General features: G+C 36.8%; 16 protein-coding genes and 1 pseudogene. 10 read left to right on the plus strand and 7 right to left on the minus strand.

Annotation, left to right across the window (positions count from 1 at the left end; genetic code table 11):
- The 3 genes from CY0110_RS24645 to CY0110_RS24655 form a co-directional block, all read left to right on the plus strand.
- Window positions 1-1,138 (plus strand): BamA/TamA family outer membrane protein (locus tag CY0110_RS24645; RefSeq protein WP_008278339.1); only part of this gene is annotated, 1,138 nt, incomplete at its 5' end.
- A gap of 133 nt (window positions 1,139-1,271) precedes the next feature.
- Window positions 1,272-1,472, plus strand: coding sequence for a helix-turn-helix domain-containing protein (locus CY0110_RS29490; protein WP_008275139.1), 201 nt, complete (start codon window positions 1,272-1,274; stop codon window positions 1,470-1,472).
- Between the two features lie 496 nt (window positions 1,473-1,968).
- Complete coding sequence (locus CY0110_RS24655) at window positions 1,969-2,313, plus strand: hypothetical protein (protein WP_008278340.1); 345 nt, start codon at window positions 1,969-1,971, stop codon at window positions 2,311-2,313.
- 70 nt (window positions 2,314-2,383) lie between these two features.
- Here CY0110_RS24655 and hslO read toward each other — a convergent pair whose 3' ends face one another.
- Window positions 2,384-3,283, minus strand: a complete 900-nt coding sequence (gene hslO / locus CY0110_RS24660; protein ID WP_008278341.1) for an Hsp33 family molecular chaperone HslO — start codon at window positions 3,281-3,283, stop codon at window positions 2,384-2,386.
- A gap of 83 nt (window positions 3,284-3,366) precedes the next feature.
- On the opposite strand from hslO, the gene CY0110_RS24665 reads away from it, so the two are divergent.
- From CY0110_RS24665 to CY0110_RS24675, 3 genes are all read left to right on the plus strand, one after another.
- Window positions 3,367-4,587, plus strand: coding sequence for an ABC transporter ATP-binding protein (locus CY0110_RS24665; protein ID WP_008278342.1), 1,221 nt, complete (start codon window positions 3,367-3,369; stop codon window positions 4,585-4,587).
- 47 nt (window positions 4,588-4,634) lie between these two features.
- On the plus strand, window positions 4,635-5,834 hold the full coding sequence (locus CY0110_RS24670) for an SGNH/GDSL hydrolase family protein (RefSeq protein WP_008278343.1): 1,200 nt from the start codon (window positions 4,635-4,637) through the stop codon (window positions 5,832-5,834).
- A 219-nt stretch (window positions 5,835-6,053) separates the two neighbouring features.
- On the plus strand, window positions 6,054-6,395 hold the full coding sequence (locus CY0110_RS24675) for a thioredoxin family protein (RefSeq protein WP_035800607.1): 342 nt from the start codon (window positions 6,054-6,056) through the stop codon (window positions 6,393-6,395).
- Window positions 6,396-6,490: 95 nt separating this feature from the next.
- Here the strand turns inward: CY0110_RS24675 and murD are convergent, their stop codons facing one another.
- The 4 genes from murD to CY0110_RS24695 all read right to left on the minus strand — a co-directional run bounded on the left by murD (window position 6,491) and on the right by CY0110_RS24695 (window position 12,793).
- Window positions 6,491-7,867 (minus strand): UDP-N-acetylmuramoyl-L-alanine--D-glutamate ligase, encoded by a 1,377-nt coding sequence (gene murD / locus CY0110_RS24680; protein ID WP_008278345.1) that lies wholly within the window; start codon window positions 7,865-7,867, stop codon window positions 6,491-6,493.
- A gap of 131 nt (window positions 7,868-7,998) precedes the next feature.
- Window positions 7,999-8,946 carry a homogentisate phytyltransferase gene (locus CY0110_RS24685; protein WP_008278346.1) on the minus strand — a complete coding sequence of 316 codons (948 nt, stop codon included), beginning with the start codon at window positions 8,944-8,946 and terminating at the stop codon, window positions 7,999-8,001.
- Between the two features lie 102 nt (window positions 8,947-9,048).
- The gene (locus CY0110_RS24690; protein WP_008278347.1) at window positions 9,049-11,760 is read right to left on the minus strand and encodes a family 10 glycosylhydrolase; all 2,712 of its coding nucleotides are present in this window, start codon (window positions 11,758-11,760) and stop codon (window positions 9,049-9,051) included.
- Between the two features lie 103 nt (window positions 11,761-11,863).
- A complete protein-coding gene (locus CY0110_RS24695; RefSeq protein WP_008278348.1) occupies window positions 11,864-12,793 on the minus strand; it encodes an ABC transporter permease in 930 nt (309 codons plus the stop codon).
- Between the two features lie 256 nt (window positions 12,794-13,049).
- On the opposite strand from CY0110_RS24695, the gene dps reads away from it, so the two are divergent.
- Window positions 13,050-13,592: a DNA starvation/stationary phase protection protein Dps gene (gene dps / locus CY0110_RS24700; RefSeq protein ID WP_008278349.1), complete on the plus strand. Its 543-nt coding sequence runs from the start codon at window positions 13,050-13,052 to the stop codon at window positions 13,590-13,592.
- Between the two features lie 101 nt (window positions 13,593-13,693).
- Here the strand turns inward: dps and cimA are convergent, their stop codons facing one another.
- Window positions 13,694-15,328, minus strand: coding sequence for a citramalate synthase (cimA, locus tag CY0110_RS24705; RefSeq protein WP_008278350.1), 1,635 nt, complete (start codon window positions 15,326-15,328; stop codon window positions 13,694-13,696).
- A gap of 438 nt (window positions 15,329-15,766) precedes the next feature.
- On the opposite strand from cimA, the gene CY0110_RS24710 reads away from it, so the two are divergent.
- From CY0110_RS24710 to CY0110_RS24720, 3 genes are all read left to right on the plus strand, one after another.
- Window positions 15,767-16,105 (plus strand): hypothetical protein, encoded by a 339-nt coding sequence (locus tag CY0110_RS24710; protein WP_008278351.1) that lies wholly within the window; start codon window positions 15,767-15,769, stop codon window positions 16,103-16,105.
- Between the two features lie 166 nt (window positions 16,106-16,271).
- Window positions 16,272-17,642 (plus strand): radical SAM/SPASM domain-containing protein, encoded by a 1,371-nt coding sequence (locus tag CY0110_RS24715; protein WP_008278352.1) that lies wholly within the window; start codon window positions 16,272-16,274, stop codon window positions 17,640-17,642.
- Between the two features lie 178 nt (window positions 17,643-17,820).
- The gene (locus tag CY0110_RS24720) at window positions 17,821-18,174 is read left to right on the plus strand and encodes a hypothetical protein (RefSeq protein WP_008278353.1); all 354 of its coding nucleotides are present in this window, start codon (window positions 17,821-17,823) and stop codon (window positions 18,172-18,174) included.
- 6 nt (window positions 18,175-18,180) lie between these two features.
- On the opposite strand, the pseudogene CY0110_RS24725 reads toward CY0110_RS24720, so the two are convergent.
- Window positions 18,181-19,901 (minus strand): annotated as a pseudogene (locus CY0110_RS24725) (SLC13 family permease); the annotation flags it as partial.

The raw sequence follows: 19,901 nt of genomic DNA on the forward strand, positions 1-19,901 counted from the left end.
AGATCCTAGAGAAGTGATTGTCAACGTCGATGTGGTCGAAGGAAACACAGGATCGCTAGCCGCAGGGACGGGGATTAGTTCTAGTAGTGGACTGTTTGGAACCATTAGTTATCAAGAACAAAATTTAGGAGGAAACGCCCAAACCCTTGGCGGGGAAGTCCAAGTCGGAGAACGAGAATTACTCCTCGATGTCAGTTTTACTGATCCGTGGATTGCTGGTGATCCTTATCGTACCGCCTATACGGTTAACGGGTTCCGTCGTCGAACTATCTCCTTAGTCTTTGATGGAGACGACTCTTCGATTAGAACCTTGAACGGATTCGACAGTCCTAGGGTTATTAGGACAGGGGGAGGGGTTTCTTTTGCTCGTCCCTTAGCTGAAGATCCTTTTACGAAACCAGACTGGCGACTGACGGCAGGGATTAACTATCAACGGGTGCAAATCGAAAACGCTGACGGAGATATTGCTCCTCTGTCTGCTCCTATTAATGGCTTTCCTGAACAACCTTTATCGTTTAGTGATTCGGGACGGGATGACTTATTAACCCTCAGCTTTGCTGCAGCCCAAGATTTTCGCAATAATCCTTTACGTCCCACCAGTGGTTATGTTATTCGTTTGGGGGTAGAACAAACCTTACCAGTGGGATCAGGGAGTATCGCCTTTACTCGTTTACGAGGAAATTATAGTTATTATATTCCCGTCGATTTTATCGATTTAGGGTTTATTGAAGAAGATCAACCCAAACCCCAAGCTTTAGCTTTTAATGTCCAAGCAGGAACCGTCCTAGAAGATTTACCCCCCTACGAAGCTTTTGTCATCGGGGGTAGTAACTCAGTTCGGGGTTATGCCGAAGGAGAACTGGGTAATGGACGGAGTTATTTTCAAGCTACTGCAGAATATCGGTTTCCTATTATTCCGGCCGTTGGGGCTGCTATTTTCTTTGATTATGGTACAACGATTAAATCTCAACGTTCTGTCCGAGGGATTCCTGGAGTGGTACGCGGCTTACCGAGTGATGGTTATGGTTATGGTATTGGGGTGAGAATTCAATCCCCTGTCGGACCAATTCGGGTTGATTACGGAATTAATGATGAGGGAGATTCTCGTATTCACTTTGGAATCGGAGAAAGATTCTAATCAACTATTCAAAAAATTATTAAAAGTAACATCTTTGTAAAATTAGTTATTAAACTGTTAAAAATATAGCAATACGGGGTTAGGTTAGGACAAAATTAGCTAGAATTAAAGTGCTCACGAAAACAAGAAAAAAATGCCTGCTCCTTATAGCTACGATTTGAGAAAAAAAGCCGTAAATGCTTATTATAGAGGAGAAAAGAAGATAGCTATTTGCCGATTAATGAAAATTAGTCGTAATACTCTCGATTTATGGCTAAAAAGAGAACAAGAAACAGGAGACTTCAAAGCGGTGCAGCCGCACTCGCTCCCGCGAGACCGCCAAGCGTCCTCCTAAAAATAATCGCAAAATTCAAGATTTAGAGAGATTCAAACAGTTTGTCAGACAACATAAAGATAAAACACAGCAACAAATAGCCGAGAAATGGGGAGAAAATGTCACACAGCAAAACGTGAGTGATGGAATTAAAAAGTTAGGTATAACTAGAAAAAAAAACTTACGGATATCGAGAAAGAGATGAAAATAAAAGAAAAGAATTTAAAGACCAACTTCACAAAAAAATGTCCTAACGTGTATCCGTAAGGCTATATTTATATTTTGTTGATTTTTTTCTTGTTTGATCGGCATTTTTCACCTGATAGCATGACCTAATTAGAGGAAGATGCTAAACAAATTAGCTATTTATAATAACATCATTGACGGAATCAAATCTAGGTAAAATTTAGGTTTTAGCTAGGTAGAACACTTATTAAATTTAGTCAGATTTGAATCATTGATAACAGTGATTTTTTTGACTAACTTTCAAGACAACTACTCCCTCATACGATTTATCATGAAACATCTCATCCTTGGTGGCTTATCTTCTGCTTTATTAGCTACAGTTGTCACTCCTGTGATAGCTTCTGAAGAAGTCGCAGCTGTTAGCGATTATCCGACACAAGCTACTTCTACTTTATTGGCAACAACTTTAGTAGAATTGGCTTATCAAGGCTATTTTGCTGAGTTTGGAATTCCTGGCCATGTGAGTTTTATTCATGCTGTAGCAGCCAATAAAATTGATGCAGAAACTCTCATCGAAAGTGCGATCGCTAAAGGAAGACTTGACAATAATGCTCTATCTAATCAAGAGTATGTTTCTGTTGTGGACACTGCATTACATGACGTTGCTTTTCCCTAACCCTCTAAAAAAACCCTTCTCAGTCACGAGAAGGGTTAACCATTTTGATAACAAAATAATTCAATTAAAACTAAACCGACTCTGTCCGTAAATCTTCAATTAATTGGGCTAATTGATCACTATTTGCCTGATAAACTTCCCCACAAAATTCGCAAGTCGCCTCAGCACCATCATCTTTTTCAATCATATCTTGTAACTCAGCTTCTCCTAATAGTTTCAAAGCCCCTAAAACCCGACTAAAAGAACAACGACAATTAAATCGCAACATCTGAACTTCAGGAAAGATAACTAAGCCTAAATCTCCTAATAATTCGTCTAAAATATCGGGTAATGTTTTACCGTCTCTTAATAAAGGGGTAAATCCTGAAAGCTTACCGATACGAGATTCTAAAGTCGCCACTAACTGTTCATCTCTAGCTGCTTTGGGCATCACTTGCAACAATAAGCCACCGGCTGCTGTCACCCCTTGCGCCCCTACAAATACCCCTAATAACAACGCTGAGGGGGTTTGTTCGGAAGTAACTAAATAATGGGTCACATCGTCCCCTATTTCCCCCGACATTAACTCTACGGTACTGGAGTAAGGATAACCATACCCCACATCTCGCACCACATAAAGAAATCCTTCTGAACCAACCGCACCCCCCACATCTAATTTACCGAGAGGGTTAGGAGGGAGTTCAATACTAGGGTTAGCGACATAACCTCTGACGGTTCCATCTAACCCCGCATCTACTAATAACCCTCCTAATGGGCCATTTCCCTTAACCCGAATGTTGACACGAGACCCTTCTCGTTTCATGCTAGAAGCCAGTAATAGACCGGCTGACATGGTGCGTCCCAGGGCTGCAGTGGCGACATAGGAAAGTTTATGTCTTTGTCTTGCTTCTTCTGTGAGTCGGGTAGAAATTAGGCTAACCGCCCGAATGCCCCCATCGGCTGCTGTTGCGCGTATAAGTTGATCCGCCATGAAAACCCTTACATTTCTTGGTATATTTTTTCTTATCTTAATCAAACTGTACAATATCAAACAAACGGTTCTAGTGTATTAACGTGGCCAAAGTTATTTTACAAGATATTAACAAAAGTTTTCCTCAACGAGGGGGAAAGTCCAAGGGCGATGTGGTCAAGGTTTTGCATCATATTGACTTAGACATAAAAGACGGGGAATTTATGGTCTTGGTTGGTCCATCTGGTTGCGGAAAAAGTACCCTTTTACGGATGATTGCTGGACTCGAAACAGCTACATCAGGCCACATTTTGGTAGGGGAAAAAAATGTCACCCAGTTACCTCCTAAACAGCGAGACATTGCTATGGTGTTTCAAAATTATGCGCTTTATCCCCATCTCAATGTTTATGATAATATTGCCTTTGGTTTACGTCGCATGACTCAAGGGGTAAAAGAAGCGAATAAGTCCGCTTTACCAGGAGAACTCGAAAAAGGTTTAACGGGTTTAACAAGAGCATTTCCTAAACAATTTCGTTACCATTCATCAACAGAAACAACGATTAATCAAAAAGTTGAACAAGTTGCTCAATTATTACAATTAGAATCTTTATTAAATCGCTTACCCAAAGATTTATCCGGAGGTCAAAAACAACGGGTGGCGTTAGGACGGGCGATCGCTAGAAATCCTCAAGTTTTTTTAATGGATGAACCCATGTCTAACTTAGATGCAGCTTTACGGGCTGAAACTCGTTCTCAAATTGTTCAATTACAGCAAAAACTCGGTATTACAACGATTTATGTCACTCATGATCAAATCGAAGCAATGACAATGGGTGAGCGAATCGCTGTTATGAATCAAGGAAAAATTCAACAGGTTGCTTCTCCTTTGGAATTGTATCATAACCCTGCTAATTGTTTTGTTGCGGGCTTCATTGGAACACCGTCTATGAATTTTTTACCCGTAAAAATTGAACATCCTTTGCAAATTAGTCACCGTAAATTTAGTTTTATTATTCCTCCTACTTGGAAATCTTATCTAAAAGAATACAATAAAAAAATTGCTATTTTTGGTATTCGTCCTGAACATATTACCCTAGGAACTTCTAGTACAGAAAATTTACAAGTTCAAGTCAATTTAGTGGAAAATCTAGGCAACGAAATTTATTTATTTACAAAAACATTAGATGAAACACCGTCTCAAATTATTGTTCGTCTTTCAGGAGAAAAGTCAGTTAAAGTAGGTGAAAAAATATGGTTATCTTTTAATCAAGAAAAAATACATTTTTTTGATAGTGACACTGAACAATCTTTATTAAAAAAATAAATCATTGATTATCAAAACATAGTTTTAAATAAATTCTATTCACAATTATGCCCAAATCAAACAAATTAAAGCAATTAAGTGGTAATCTTTTATTAGGATTAGGAGGGGCAATTTTTGCTTTAATAATTGGAGAAATTGCCCTAAGAATAATGGGTATTGCTTACCCTAGTTTTTATCAAGCTGATCCTCATCGTGGCCATGCGTTAATTCCAGGGATATCAGGATGGTGGAAGCACGAAGGAAAAGGTTGGGTATCGGTTAATAAAGATGGATTAAGAGATAAAAACTATATTAAAGAAAAGCCTGAAAATACCTTTAGAATTGCTGTTATTGGTGACTCATTTGCTGAAGCAATACAAGTTAATGCAGAGGATACATTTTGGTCACTGATGGAAAAGAAATTACCCCAATGTCAAAAGTTTCAAAATAAAAATGTTGAAGTGATTAATTTTGGAGTAGGTGACTATGGAACTGCACAGGAATATATGACTTTAAAACACCATGTTAGTGAGTATTCTCCTGATTTGGTTGTCTTAGCAGTGTTTACCGGCAACGATATTATTAACAACTCAAAAACCTTAAGTCCTGATGATAGATTTAGTCCATTTTTAATTAAAAAAGAGGGAGAATATGTCTTAGATTTGTCCTTTAAGGAAACAGAAACCTATCAATGGCGTAATAGTTTTATGAGAAAAGCAATTTTTTCGACAATTAATAATTCTCGTATTTTACAATTACTTAATGAAACAAGAATCGCAATCAAAAAGAATCGTCAGTTATTAGGAACTGAAACAGCAACAGAGAATCAAGACGTACTCCAGTATCTTGATTTTACACCAGAACTCTACAAAAATAGTGATCCCAACTGGAAAGAAGCATGGAATATTACAGAAGCGTTAATTAAATTGATTCAACAAGAAACACAATCAATTAACTCAGATTTATTAGTGGTAACATTAAGTAATCCTGCTCAAGTTTATCCTGATGCTGCTTATCGAGAACAATATTTTGATCAAGCAGAGATCAAAGACCCTTTTTATCCTGATAAACGGATTGCAAATTTAGGAAAAGAACAAGGATTTGAAGCGTTAACCTTATCTCCTTTATTTCAATCCTATGCTGATAAGAATAGAATCTTTTTACATGGGTTTGATAATACGATTATGGGGAGTGGCCATTGGAATGAATTCGGTCATAAACTAGCAGGAGAAATCATCAGCAAAAAAATTTGTACAACCGAGGACTAAAGATTTATGATCGAGTTAGTTCCGAACTTGATTTATTGTTGTAATCTCAAACATAAGTAAATGTTACTAACTTATTTTTTGATCCCTAATGTATCATTGATGAAGAGTAAAGTTGATCTTCGTGATCCCCGTACCGAAAATTCCTTTGCCAGAATAAGCCAAATGGATATAACATAGTTCAAAGTATTTTATAAAAAGAAGATAAACACAACTGAATCGATGATGTTGTCTGTTAACAATCAAAATTTTGCTCACGTTGTTCTCGAATCCCCTAAACCTGTCTTGGTCAACTTTTGGGCCCCTTGGTGTGGTTTGTGTCTGTTAATTAATCCCTTTCTCCAAAAAATCCAAAAAGAATGGGATAGTCCGTTGGAAGTGGTAAGTATTAATGCTGATCAAAATTTTCAATTGGCTAATACCTATCGCTTAAAAAATTTACCCACTTTAATTCTCTTTAATGAGGGGAAAATTATTTATCGTATTGAAGAGATCAAAGGAAGAGATGAACTGATACAACAGTTACATCGCATTAAGATGAATACTTGGCCTCAATCGGCATAAGATTTAACCTAAAAATTGCAGCAGAATGTCCCCACCATCGGTAAAGGGGACATATTAGACATCTCCAAGAATCTATAACCTATTTACAGCAATGGTTAAAAATTAGCTAATTGTTGACATAATTCTCGAAAATGATCTCCTCGATGTTCAAAGCTTTGATATTGGTCAAAACTGGCACAGGCAGGAGATAAAAGAACAACTTTTGCTTTTAGTTCTCGTCCTAATATTAAACTTCTTTCTATTGCTTTATCCATTGTTTCAATAATTTCGTAATCATGATAATCACAATCATGAAGACGTTTCGCGAAATTTTCAGCAGCTTCACCTATCAGTAAAACTTTAACAGCTTTTGATTTGATTTGTGTAATCCATTTATTATCGTCCCCTTCTTTTTCTTCTCCTCCTGCTATTAAAATTGTAGGATATTGTACTGATAATAAACCTACCTCTGCTGCATCATAATTGGTTGCTTTACTATCATTAATGAAATCAATTCCATCAATAGTTGTGATATATTCCAGACGATGAGGAACTCCTGTAAATGTTGCTATAACTGAAGCGATTGCCCCTTTTTCAATACCCGCTAATCTAGCTGCTGCAATAGCCATTAAAAGATTTTGTTGGTTATGAAAACCTGGCATTTTAAAGAGATTTAAGGGTAAAATCAACTCATCAAAAGCGACAACCCAATTATCTTGAATATAAACCCCTTTACTAGAATCACATAGTAAATTCTCTTTTCCTTTTATAGTAGTCCAATAAGCATCGGCCCATTGATGTAATCCTGCTTGGTGTAAATAAGGATCATCACCATTAAAAATTTGATATTCGCTGCGATATAACAAAGATGCCTTAATTGCGTAATAGTTTTCTAGGGTTTTATGACGATTTAAATGATCGGTGGTAAAGGTTGTCCAAAGACCAATTTTAGGACTTAATTCTTGAGATGATTCACATTGATAACTACTAATTTCTGCGATGATCCAATCATAATTACCAGTATTATCTTTATTGAATTGAGATAAGGCTAATTCACAAGCAGCATAACCAATATTACCGCAAGAAGGGGCGTTTAATTTTGCCCCTTGAAAAATAGCTGCGACTAAAGCGGTGGTAGTGGTTTTACCATTGGTTCCTGTAATACCTACCCAAGGAGATGACTGAAGATATCGCCAAGCTAATTCTAACTCCCCTATGGTATCAATTTTCTGGTTACGGGCTTTTATCAAGAAAGGAATATCCCAAGGAACTCCAGGACTAACGACAATTAATTTAGGTATGGCAGTAGAATTTAAGTTAAGGCTATGACCTAATTTAACTGTGATTCCTTCTGCTTGTAGTTGTCGCTGTAAATGGTTTAAATTGGAGGAGGTAGAGCGATCGCTAATGATCACTTCCCACCCGTCTTGCTTAAGGCATTTTGCTGCAGCAATTCCTGATCTTCCTAGTCCGATAATATAAGCTATGGCCATCTGTTTTATGGCTTCCTTGTTTATGGATAAAGCAGATTTAATGTTACCACTTTATGAGGATATTACTCAAGATTAATAGAAAAATTTACAGTACCAAACATTACTAAATACAAGATTTTTTCAAAATTACCTTAAAGTAAACAAGCCAGGGGAAATAGTAAATATTCTAAGAAAAATAATCTCCAAATAAACTGATAAAATTGGACAATAGACTCTTTTTCATCTAAGTCAACTCTCTGACTTCGCCATAATAATATTATTAATAACCCAAAATGAGAAAATATTAAAAACATTTTATTAATATTTAAAATAGATGAAAATCCCCCTATTATCATTCCCAAATAACAAACAGTAATAACAGCACAAGAAACTTTAAAAATTGTTTTTCTCCCTAATAAAATAGTAAAAGTTGTAATGTTATATTCTTTATCTCCTTCCATATCAGGGACATCTTTAAAAATCGCGATCGCGATAGTAAAAATAACTACAAAGGCTGTTAATATCCAAACTTCAGGAACTAAAAAAGAACGATTGATAAAACTATAAGTAAAATGAAGAAATAGTCCTAAATTAACAATAATTCCTCTAACCGTAAAAATACAAAAAGCAGCCAATAAAGGGAAACGTTTTAATCGAATAGGAGGTAAAGAATAAACAGTACCGATTAATAAACTAATAGTTACTGTTGCCCCTAAGTACCAACTTCCCATGAAAGAAAGGATTATAGCTAAAATTCCTGTAATACTGACAATATAACGCCCTTGAACAACAGAAAAATCTCCTGAAGCCAAGGGAAGATAGGGTTTATTAATTTTATCTATTTCTTGATCTTCTAGTTGGTTTAATCCAACGATATAAACATTACCACATAAACAAGCTATTAAGGGAAACAATAAGTTTTGAATATTATCAAAAGTAATACTCTTTTCGAGAGTAGATAAAGCAATTAAATATAAAGCTAAGACGCTTAAACTGGTTCCAACTATCGTATGAGGGCGAGAAAATTCCCATAAACTTAATAACCATTCAAGAGGATTTTTCCAAAAGATTTTAGGACTATTAATAGAAGGTTGGGACATAAAGTTTTTCCAATCTATACTATGATTACTTTTAATTTCTTTGGGAGTATTGTATCAGATTTAATATTTAACTTTTATCGTGTATTGATGATAAAAAATGACTTAGTTCCTTGTTTTAGGGTTATTAGTAATTTTTTTTTCTCCGTATGCTAATAATTTATTTAGGGTTTCTAGTCTATTTTCCCAAACTTGGACTTGATAGGAATAAACTTGCTTATGATTCCTCATCCAGTTAGGAAACTGTTGTTGAAATTGTCTTAAATATTGTTGGGCGAGTTTGAGATTATTCGTTGATGGTTCTGCTGCTAGTTTTTCTAGGGCTGCCTCTAATTGCTTCCCTTGATCATCAATTTTCTTCAGACTATTTTTATCCAGTTTTAACTGTTCTTTATTAGCTAAAAAAGTCCACTCTTTCTGCAAAGATTGATAACGAGATAAGGCTGTTTCAAAGGGTTGACGATAGGGCAGAGGTTGGGTAGTTTTTGTGCTTTGAATCCGACTTAATAAAGTTTGTAAAGAAGGAGTTAAGTTTTCCGTTGCAAAGAGGGAAAAACCACTAATAGGCATATTACGAACAAATTGCAATTGATCGATGGTCACAGGATCAGGAACCTTCAATAAACGTAACCCAGGAATAACCAAAGCAGATCGGGGTAAACTATCATCAAACGCCAATTTAATCCGTTCTTCTAAATTGCCAGTATCTAGAGCGTAGGTCATTAAAACAATCATATCTACCCATTCTTGTTCCATCCATTCTTCCCAATTTTGTTGCAGACGAAAGAGGCGATCGCGTTGTTCAATGGGAAACACAGAAGCAGAAATAATTAACTCAGGATTGATCTCTTTTAAATAAGTTGAAGCGGTAGCGACAAAACTATCAATTTGACGAATACGAAACCCTGTCCACTGATTCCATAAAGGATGACTAGGAGAAATTTCGATAGGATCAACGCCTGTTATTTCTTTAAATAAATAACGAGAGGATTTACTATACCCAAAGGTTTGATCATTTTGGGGTTGTTGAAACGGATAACGAATATAATCAAATTGAATTCCATCTACATCATAATTACGAACAATTTCATCGAATAGAGAAAGCAAATATTTCTGAACTCTAGGGTTAGCAGGATCAAGAAAAGCCTTCTTGAATTGTGGACCTCTATCAAAATGATTGCCTTTTTTATCGGTTATTCCCCAGTCAGGGTGACGAGAAAGCACCGGTCCCAAATAGTCTTCTGGTTGTTCCAAAACCTTGTTATGACCTTGATTAGCTGCTGCGAATACCCATACCCAGGCGTGAAGTTCCATGTTTCGTTCGTGGGCTAATTTGACCGCAGCTTTGAGGGGGTCCCATCCTTTGGTCAAGGGGTTTTGTTCTGGGGCGACTTGACTCGGATAAATGGGGTAACTAGCGTTAATAGTTTCCATGAACACTGTATTAATACCCGCTTCGGCCATTCGGTCAAATAATACCGCTAACTCTGCTTCTGAACGAGTTTTGACAATAGTGCCTCGATCTAACCACATTGCTCGCACTTCTGCTTGAGCTACAGGGCGATCAGTGGGATAGTTGTCCCAGAGACTACGACGGGCTTTTAACCACAATTGTCTGGCTTGATCATATTGCCTTTGATTCAGTAATCGCTCAAAGTTTTGCAGACTAATTTTAGCTTGATTTACGACTTCTTCAGACTTGCGTAAAGCGAATTGATTTTCGTTGGAAATGGGTTGACTATGAGCTTGGGCTGCTAAAAGGGTGCTTTCAAAACGGACAATAAGGTTAGATAACTCTTCGCTCATCGTTTGGGCTTGTTGAGGAGAAATAACCGCCACAGAATTCTGAGCGACTCCATAATTAGACCCTTGAGAACGGCGGTCGCTCACTAGGGTTGGAGAAGGGACAGAAGAGTCGGGAGATAATTCTATTTCAATGGAGGGTTCAGGCCCGGTTTCAATTTCAGGTTCTTCAGGTTTGGGAATATAGGCAGGGGGTAAGATAGGAAAAGGTTGTTGAGGAGGATTAAGATCGAGTAAATTGCAGGGGGGAATATCCACGCTTCTTTCTGCAACTAACTGATTTCCTTCATTAATACCGTAGCGATTTAAAACAGTTTTTAACCAAGTGACATCAAAGATAGCAGAGGTTACCCCATTTACGCCCCAACGCCATCCTAGAAAAATGGTCTGGTCATCAATAATAACTGCGGGGGGTTTGTTTTCTGTTAACCACACAGCAAGGGGTTGAGCCGTAATAGAACTGGGAATAACCACACCGCCGATTAAAGTATCACTCAGACTTTCGGGATTAATTAGAGAAAGTTGACTGGTTTGTTCGACTCGAATCGTAGAAGGATCGGAGTTAGAGAAGCCCCAATAAGCCCCAAATAAAGCCCTCAATTGGTCTTTTACTGCTGATTCTGATAAATTCCCTGTTGGACCACTAACAATAAGATTTCCGCCCCCTTTTACCCAAGTTTCTAACGCTTGTGCTTGTTGACCATCAATGGTTTCTACATTGGGCAAAAATAGGGTACGAACATTTCTCAGGTCTTCTGCTGTTTTCCAGTTTTCTGCTTCGATAAAACAAAATTGAATGCCGGTGGCCAGGAGACGGTTGCGAATAGATGTCCATTGCTGTTGATTTTCTGGACTTTTAATGACCCCAACTTTGCCTAGGAGTGCATGGGACGGTGTAATTAAGAAACTTGAAGCAATAAGAGACGATACCAGACTTAATAGGGGTTTCGAGGAAAAAATTAGGGTTTTTCTGCCCCAGGTTGTAGCTTTGTCCCATTGAATTTTCCTCAACACAACACACACTCCTTATTGCTAAGTTGTCAGGATTTCTGAAATCTTGACTATTCTACCGTGAACTATCCCAATTCAGCAGTTAATGTTGTTAAACACGAAATAGTTAATCTCTACTTTCTTTGTTATAGGCAACCCCTAACGCTTTCGGCGGGGATGCTTTACCCCCTAAACCTAGTAAAGCCAATAAAGCTACAAGATAGGGTAACATATTCAAAAATTGATAAGGAATATTAATATCAAAGGCTTGTATTCTTAACTGTAAGGATTCTGTAGCACCGAACAAAAAACAAGCTCCCATAATTCCTAGGGGATGCCACCGACCAAAAATGACAGCAGCTAGGGCAATATAGCCTTTTCCTGCCACAATTCCCTCAGCAAAATATTGAATATGAACTAGAGCTAAATATGAGCCTCCTAGTCCACATAATATTCCTGATAACATCACACATTTATAACGAATCCAATCAACTGAAATTCCTGCAGTTTCTGCTGCTAAAGGATATTGTCCTACCGCTCTAACAGATAAACCAAAGTTAGTATAAAATAATAAATAAAGACTACTAATTATTAAGATAATTAAGAGAAATATAAATAAGTTTTCAGGGGATAAAACCCATTGTAACTGTGATTGATTTAAAAACTCAAAAAATGAGAATTTAGGTAAAGTATTTGTATCGCCTCGATCAAAAACAATACGACTAAAAAAAGAAGTTAGTCCAGCTACGGATAGATTAACACCCAACGCTGAAACAATTTGATTAATTTGTAAAGTCACCGATAAATAAGCGTGGATTAATCCAACTAATCCCCCGATGACACCTCCTATGATTAATCCTAACCAAGCATTGTTACTAATAAAAGCCACCGCAGCACTGACAAAAGCTCCCGTTAATAACATCCCTTCTAGTGCGATATTCAAAACCCCAGACCGTTCTGACCACATTCCCCCTAAAGCAGCAAATCCTAACGGAATCGATAAACGAATCGCTGCGGTTAAATAATCCATTAAAAAACTAATGTCTGTTTCATTCATTAATCAATTTGTAATCGTTAATAACATAATTTTAAAGATAATAGTGTATTAGTTAAATTTTAGAATAGGAGTCTAGTAACCAATAATCATGTCTTAACCCAATAACTACCTAAGCATAATTATTTACACATTTTTCTAATAATTACCAATGACCCTATCTCTTGTATCTTGTCTGTCCTAACTGGGTCATTTATTTTGTGTCCTTACTTATTGTTATAATCAGAATAACTAAAACTCTTACTAAGGACAAACTTTTATGGCTACTGCACAAGTTACGAACAGTCCTAACGCATCATCAAAAGCTCGTTTTTATCCTACTCGCATCGACTTATCTGTTGATGTTCGTCAACAAGTTGTTAGTATTCTATCTCCCACTTTAGCGACCAGTTTGGACTTAAAAACCCAAGCGAAGCAAGCTCATTGGAATGTTAAAGGACTCGATTTTTATCAACTTCATGAACTATTTGACGTTCTAGCAGGAGAATTAGAGAGATATGTGGATATGGTAGCAGAAAGAATCACCGCTTTAGGGGGAACTGCGATGGGAACTGCTAGAATTGCTGCGAATGAGTCTTTAATTCCTGAATATTCCTTTGATGCAGTTAATGGTGCTGAACACGTTCAAGCTTTAGCAGAACGCTATGCTGCTTATGGGGCCCATCTCCGTGAAGCGATTGATAAAACTGAGGAATTAGGAGATGCAGACACCGCAGACTTATATACTGAGATTTCCCGTGAAGTAGATAAGCGGTTATGGTTCTTAGAAGCTCATTTAGTTACTAAAAGTGATGCAATCTAAAGGTAGATTGTAATAAAAAAATCATGAAAAGGGGCAAGAAACATTATTAACATTCTTGCCTCTTTGCTATTTTTTAGAAATTTAAAAACTAAGGATAATTTTTAAGAAGAAATCGATTGAATTGGTTGTTTAAGACTTGACTTTAACAATAAACCGTATTCAATTCCCTCTACCACTGCTTGATAAGATGCCTCTAAAATGTTAGGAGAAACTCCTACCGTTGTCCACCGTTCATGACCATTACTTGACTCAATTAACACACGAGTATTAGCGGAAGTTCCAGCACCTCCGTCTAATATTCTGACCTTATAATCCGTGAGATGAAATTGAGCAATTTCGGGATAAAAATTAACTAAGGCTTTCCGTAACGCACTATCTAAGGCAGAAACGGGACCATTTCCTTCAGCAACTTCTAATCTATCTTCTCCATTAACCGTTACTTTGATAGTAGCTAACGCATTACTGTAGGGCATTCCTTCCTCATATAACCTATCACAATGAACTTGGAATCCTTGCAGTTCAAAGAAACTTTTTGTCTGTCCTAATGCTTGACGCATCAATAGTTCAAAGCTTGCTTCTGCTGCCTCAAATTGATAGCCTTCGTGTTCTAATTCTTTAATTCTTGCTAAAATTTGACGACAAGCAGCATCTTCTTTATTTAACTCAATTCCAAAGGTTTTTGCCTTCGATAAAACATTACTTAAACCTGCCATTTCTGAGATAACAATACGTCTTTCATTACCAATGTTTTCTGGTTTAATATGTTCATAGGTTAAGGGATTTTTCTGTACCGCAGACACATGAATGCCTCCCTTATGAGCAAAGGCTGAACGCCCCACAAAAGGTGCGTGATCATCGGGGGCTAAATTAACCATTTCACTAATTAAACGGCTGGTTTTGGTTAGTTGGGTTAACTGGGTTTCTTCTAGACAGTGATAACCCATTTTTAACTGTAAATTGGGAATTAAGGTGCAGAGGTTGGCATTACCGCAGCGTTCCCCGTAACCGTTGATGGTTCCCTGTACCATTCTCACCCCTTCTACCACTCCAGCTAACCCGTTGGCCACAGCAGTTCCGGAATCATTGTGAGTATGAATACCTAATTGAGGACTGTCCTTATCGGGTTGAATGTCTAAGTAAGTGATTACATCCTGAACAATACGAGTGACATCATGGGGTAAGGTTCCCCCATTGGTATCGCATAACACTAACCATTCTGCTCCGGCTACTTTAGCCGTTTTGAGGGTTTCTAGGGCATAATCTCGGTTATTAATATAGCCATCAAACCAATGTTCGGCATCATAAATAACACGCCTTCCCTGACTGCGAAGATATTCGATAGTATCGGCGATCATTTTTAAATTTTCTTCTAAGCTCGTTTTTAGCCCTTCTGTAACGTGGAGATCCCAAGATTTACCAAAAATAGTCACCCATCGGGTTCCGGCAGCTAAAATGGCTTTTAAAAGGGGGTCTTCGGCTGCTATTTTATTAGGACGGCGAGTTGAACAAAAAGCCACGATTTCCGCTTGAGTCAGGGGTTCTTCTTGTAACTTCCAGAAAAACTGCACATCCTTGGGGTTAGCCCCCGGCCAACCGCCTTCAATGAAGGGAATCCCCATTTTATCCAATTGACGGACAATTTTAAGCTTATCCTCTAAAGATAAGGCAATGCCTTCCCGTTGGGCCCCATCTCTGAGCGTAGTATCGTAGAGCCAAATTTGATTAGCTGTCCCCATAAAATTACTTTACTTTGTTGAAATCGTTGAAAGGATGTTTGGTCTTATTCTTTTAGGTTACCTTATGATAGGCGATCGCAATGATTAATTATTGTTGTCTGTTTTAATCTTCTTTCTCTGGAGTTATTTTAGCGACTCTCCCAAGGTTTGAGAGATTGACTCTGGATCATCTTTGCAACAAAACCTTATTAAGCCTTTTTCTCAATATTTTCAATTATATCTACTTTTCTCTATTTTTTTCTACTTTTATCTACTTGAAAACCAATAGAATACAAAAAATATTTTTTTATTTGGGACTGACATCCCCTGATTATCTAAAATATTATGTTTATAACGAAATAAGGGCTTGAACCTTAAACCAACATTAGTCAATTACTTTTGATTGGTCTTTCAAAGGAATAGCCCTATTAAACTTCACTTATTTTAAAGGTAACACAAATGGCTAATAATCGCACTCGCAACTTTAAATGTCTTCTTGGGTTTCTTGCTTTAACCAGTGCTGCAGCTTTAACTCCTGTCGCCGAAGCTAAACCCACCATTCCCACTCAAACCCTTCTTAATCGTTCCGGTTTACAAATTGAATCAACCACAAGTACAACACCCCGTGAGGCAACTTTTAAGCCTAGTTTAGAAACCATCAAGCCTAATATTGGCCGTGCTGCCAATGATGGTTCTTGTGACGGAACTTGCAATGGATTATGTTCTAAAAAACCTACCGAAACTTTCACGAATCGTGCTAACCCAATTAACCATTCTATTCGTCAGTTTCAACAATAAAAATAGGTTAAGAGTTTAAGCAAATTTAGGATTTTGTTAGCTCATTCTCATTGAAACTCTTGATGCTAACTCTGTCAAGCTAAAGGTTTGGCTTTATAGGATAGTAAGTTAAATAACCTTTATTAACTTACTATCACTTTTATTAATTTCAAGTTGAGGAAAAATTATGGCTCTAAAATTATCTCATTACTATCGAGTAAGTCGTCCTGTATTTGATCAAATAGAAGAAAGAACGAAACGGGCAATTTTTGTGACTAGAACAGCGAGTTTTCGGGTAATTGATGAATGGAGTTGGCAACGAATTGAACAAGGTGATTTTGACCTTCTTCCTCCAGAAATTTTAGATGAATTAATAGCTATTGAGTTATTGGTTCCTGAACAAGAAGATGAACTTCAAACCATTATCCAACAAAACCAATCAGTCATTGATGAAGATGATAACCTTTATTTAGTGGTTCAACCTACAGCGTACTGCCAGCTAGGCTGTCATTATTGTGGACAAGAACATAGTCCTCAAAAGATGAACGAAGAAGCGCAAAAAAAATTCATCGAACGGACTAGAAATAAATTAGAAACGAAAAAGTTCACCAGTCTTTCTATTGGTTGGTTTGGGGGTGAACCATTAGTGGGTTTATCTGTTATTAGAAGTTTAACCCCTCAACTTAAAGCATTGGCAGAAGAATTTAATTGTAGTTATCAAGCTAAAATTGTCACTAATGGGTTGGCATTAACTGAAAAAATTGCCAGAGAATTAGTGGAAGATTTGCATATTACCACCATCGAAATTACTTTAGATGGGACACAGGAATATCATGATATTCGCAGAATCCAAAAAAGCGGTAGACCCACTTTTTCAAAAATTTTTACTAATGTTGTTAATTTAGCTCAACGAGACGATTTAGAAGTTAATTTAATTATTCGTTGTAATGTGGATTATCAAAATTACGAATCAGTTTCCCTGCTATTGCGAGAATTAGCAACGGCTAAGATTCAGGATAAAATTAGTTTTTATGTTGCTCCTATTCATTCTTGGGGAAATGATGCTCATAAACAGTCTCTTTCTCATGAAGAATTTGCAGAATTAGAAATTTTTTGGTTAAGTGAAATGATTGAATTAGGCTTTAATCCTGGTCTAATTCCTAGCAGAGTTCCTATTGTTTGTATGGCTGTTCAAACCAGTGCTGAATTAGTGGATGCTTACGGTAATATTTTTAACTGTACTGAAGTTTCCTATGTTCCCACCTACGGCACGCCGAATGAATATGCTATTGATCATTTATCGGGTCAAAAAATGCCGGGAAATCGAGAACGCTTAGGTAACTTTAACAATCAAGTCTCGCAAAAAACTTACCCTTGTTCTACTTGTAAAATGCTTCCCGTTTGTGGTGGTTCTTGTCCCAAAAGTTGGTTAGAGGGGATAGAACCTTGTCCTAGTGCTAAATATAATATTGAAGATCGGTTACTTCTCAATTATGCCCTGTCTCGACTAACCGATGAAACTTCAGAAACAGAGAAATGTTCTAGCGAATCACGTTAAGTAAAGTTAGTCGTGTCAACAAATCGGTGAAGGTGAGACTAAAAGCGAATTTAATGATTAGCCTAACTTGTACTATTACTTTGATCTGCATTGAACCTCTACTAAAAACAACGTCTAGAATAGAGATAAGAAAACTTACCCAGAAAATTAAGATTTTTTCATGTGGAGGATAAAATCAATGATCAACAAATCCTTAGGTTTACTTTTAGGAATCACCCTCTCTTTGTCGGTTTTAGAAACAGAAACTTTAGCTTATCCTAATCGAATTCGCTTTAATCCCAATGCTGGCGTTCATCGTACCATTATTGCTCCTAATACCAATATCGGCAATAGTTATCCTAGAGGAAATTATTATCATAGAGGTGGAGGAAATTATACTTTCCGAGAAAGAATTACTATTCAAAGGGAGCAACGGGGAAATTGCTACAATTGTGGTTATTCTAATGGTTATAACCGTAATCGAACTTACCGAGGAAATGGCCGCAATTATCGATTTGTTCCTCAGGATACATCTTATCCGTATTATCGATAAGTTAAGCTATAAACCATAAATGATAATAATGAAAAAAGGCACCAGAAACGTAAACATTAACGTTAGGGGAAGTCCCACTTTGGTGAAATCTAAAAAGCGATAACCCCCTGGTCCATAAACCATCGTATTGGTTTGGTAGCCAATAGGAGTCATATAACTATTAGAAGCAGCAAACATAACTGCTAACATAAAAGCAATCGGATTAAGACTAAGATTTTTAGCAACTTCAGCAGCGACAGGTAACATTAATAGAACTGCTGCATTATTAGAGAGAATTTCAGTAAGTAAAGCAGTGAAAAAGTAGAAAATAACTAAAACAAAATAATTAGGTAAATAATCCCCTAATATAACAATGTAGTTAGCAATTAATTCGTTTGTCCCTGATTTATCCATAGCGATTCCTAGGGGAATTAATCCTGCTAAGAGAAATATAATATCCCAACGAACTGCACCATAAATTTCTCCTGGTTTTAAACATCCTGTAAAAATCATCAATATAACTCCCACTAAGCTACTAACTAAAATAGGTAAAACATTGAAAGCAGCCAGAATAACAACTCCGAAGACAATGGCGATCGCAATGTAGGCTTTATTTTGTCGTAAAGTTTCTATATCTCTTTCTTCTAAGACTAATAATTCTCTCGTTGTTTGTAAACCAATAAAGCTTTCTCTTGGTCCTTGAACTAACAATAAATCCCCAAATCGTAAACGAACTTTTCCCAGTCTTTCTCGTAATAATTCTTCCCCTCGACGAATAGCAATAACCGTAGCATTATATCGTTGTCTAAACCGTAAGTCTTTAAGGGTTGAACCAATTAAGCGAGAGTTAGATAAAATCAGAACTTCTGCTACTTTGTCCTCTCCAAAGCTTAATTCATTTTCAACTTCTTCTTGGTCAAATTTTACATTAGCTAAAATATCAACCCCTCTTTCGTCTCGAATTTGTAGTAAATCTTCTTTACTTCCTCTAACTAATAAAATATCTCCTAATGATAAAATTTTATCGGCTAAAGGTTGAGGAAAATGAATATCATTATGTATGATTTCTAAAACATCAATATCGAATTTTCTTTGGATTCCACTTTGTCTTAATGTTTGTCCAATTAAACTAGAACGAGGGGTAATAATAATTTCGCTAACATAGTCTTTCATCCCATAATCAATATCCAATCCATCATTACTCACGGATTTGCGATCGGGTAATATTCGAGGAGCAATAAATATTAAATAAGTTAATCCTATCAAAAAAACAGGAATTCCGATAGGCGTTATCAAAAAAATACTAAATTCACCATATCCTAACTTCTTTGATAATCCACTCGCTAAAATATTAGTAGAAGTTCCAATAATTGTAAGAACACCTCCTAAAATGGCTGTATAAGAAAGAGGAATTAATAACTTAGACAAAGATATTTTTTGTTTCTTACCCCAAGATTCTATAATAGGTAAAAACACAGCAACCACAGCAGTATTATTAATAAATGCACTAATAAAACCCACAATAATTCCTAGAGAAGCTATTTGCTTTTTGAGGCTTTTTCCTCCTAACTGAAAAAGTAAATCTCTAACAATTTGTAATCCTCCTGTTCGTGTAATTCCAGCACTTAAAATAAACATAGCCATCACTGTAATTGTGGCTGAATTACTAAATCCAGAAATTCCCTCCTCAGAGTAACTAACTGACATAAAATTAATAAAACTGTAATAGCAATCGCTGTGGTGTCTAC

The organism is Crocosphaera chwakensis CCY0110 (assembly GCF_000169335.1).
Taxonomy (GTDB): domain Bacteria; phylum Cyanobacteriota; class Cyanobacteriia; order Cyanobacteriales; family Microcystaceae; genus Crocosphaera; species Crocosphaera chwakensis.

What these genes read in the sequence shown, in the direction of transcription:
- CY0110_RS24685 (WP_008278346.1), bottom strand. Translation starts at nt 8,946, where the DNA reads ATGTCCCAACCTTCTATTAATAGTCCTAAAATCTTTTGGAAAAATCCT.
- CY0110_RS24710 (WP_008278351.1), top strand. Translation starts at nt 15,767, where the DNA reads ATGGCTAATAATCGCACTCGCAACTTTAAATGTCTTCTTGGGTTTCTT.
- CY0110_RS24695 (WP_008278348.1), bottom strand. Translation starts at nt 12,793, where the DNA reads ATGAATGAAACAGACATTAGTTTTTTAATGGATTATTTAACCGCAGCG.
- CY0110_RS24715 (WP_008278352.1), top strand. Translation starts at nt 16,272, where the DNA reads ATGGCTCTAAAATTATCTCATTACTATCGAGTAAGTCGTCCTGTATTT.
- CY0110_RS24720 (WP_008278353.1), top strand. Translation starts at nt 17,821, where the DNA reads ATGATCAACAAATCCTTAGGTTTACTTTTAGGAATCACCCTCTCTTTG.
- cimA (WP_008278350.1), bottom strand. Translation starts at nt 15,328, where the DNA reads ATGGGGACAGCTAATCAAATTTGGCTCTACGATACTACGCTCAGAGAT.
- murD (WP_008278345.1), bottom strand. Translation starts at nt 7,867, where the DNA reads ATGGCCATAGCTTATATTATCGGACTAGGAAGATCAGGAATTGCTGCA.
- CY0110_RS24670 (WP_008278343.1), top strand. Translation starts at nt 4,635, where the DNA reads ATGCCCAAATCAAACAAATTAAAGCAATTAAGTGGTAATCTTTTATTA.
- dps (WP_008278349.1), top strand. Translation starts at nt 13,050, where the DNA reads ATGGCTACTGCACAAGTTACGAACAGTCCTAACGCATCATCAAAAGCT.
- CY0110_RS24675 (WP_035800607.1), top strand. Translation starts at nt 6,054, where the DNA reads ATGATGTTGTCTGTTAACAATCAAAATTTTGCTCACGTTGTTCTCGAA.
- CY0110_RS29490 (WP_008275139.1), top strand. Translation starts at nt 1,272, where the DNA reads ATGCCTGCTCCTTATAGCTACGATTTGAGAAAAAAAGCCGTAAATGCT.
- CY0110_RS24655 (WP_008278340.1), top strand. Translation starts at nt 1,969, where the DNA reads ATGAAACATCTCATCCTTGGTGGCTTATCTTCTGCTTTATTAGCTACA.
- hslO (WP_008278341.1), bottom strand. Translation starts at nt 3,283, where the DNA reads ATGGCGGATCAACTTATACGCGCAACAGCAGCCGATGGGGGCATTCGG.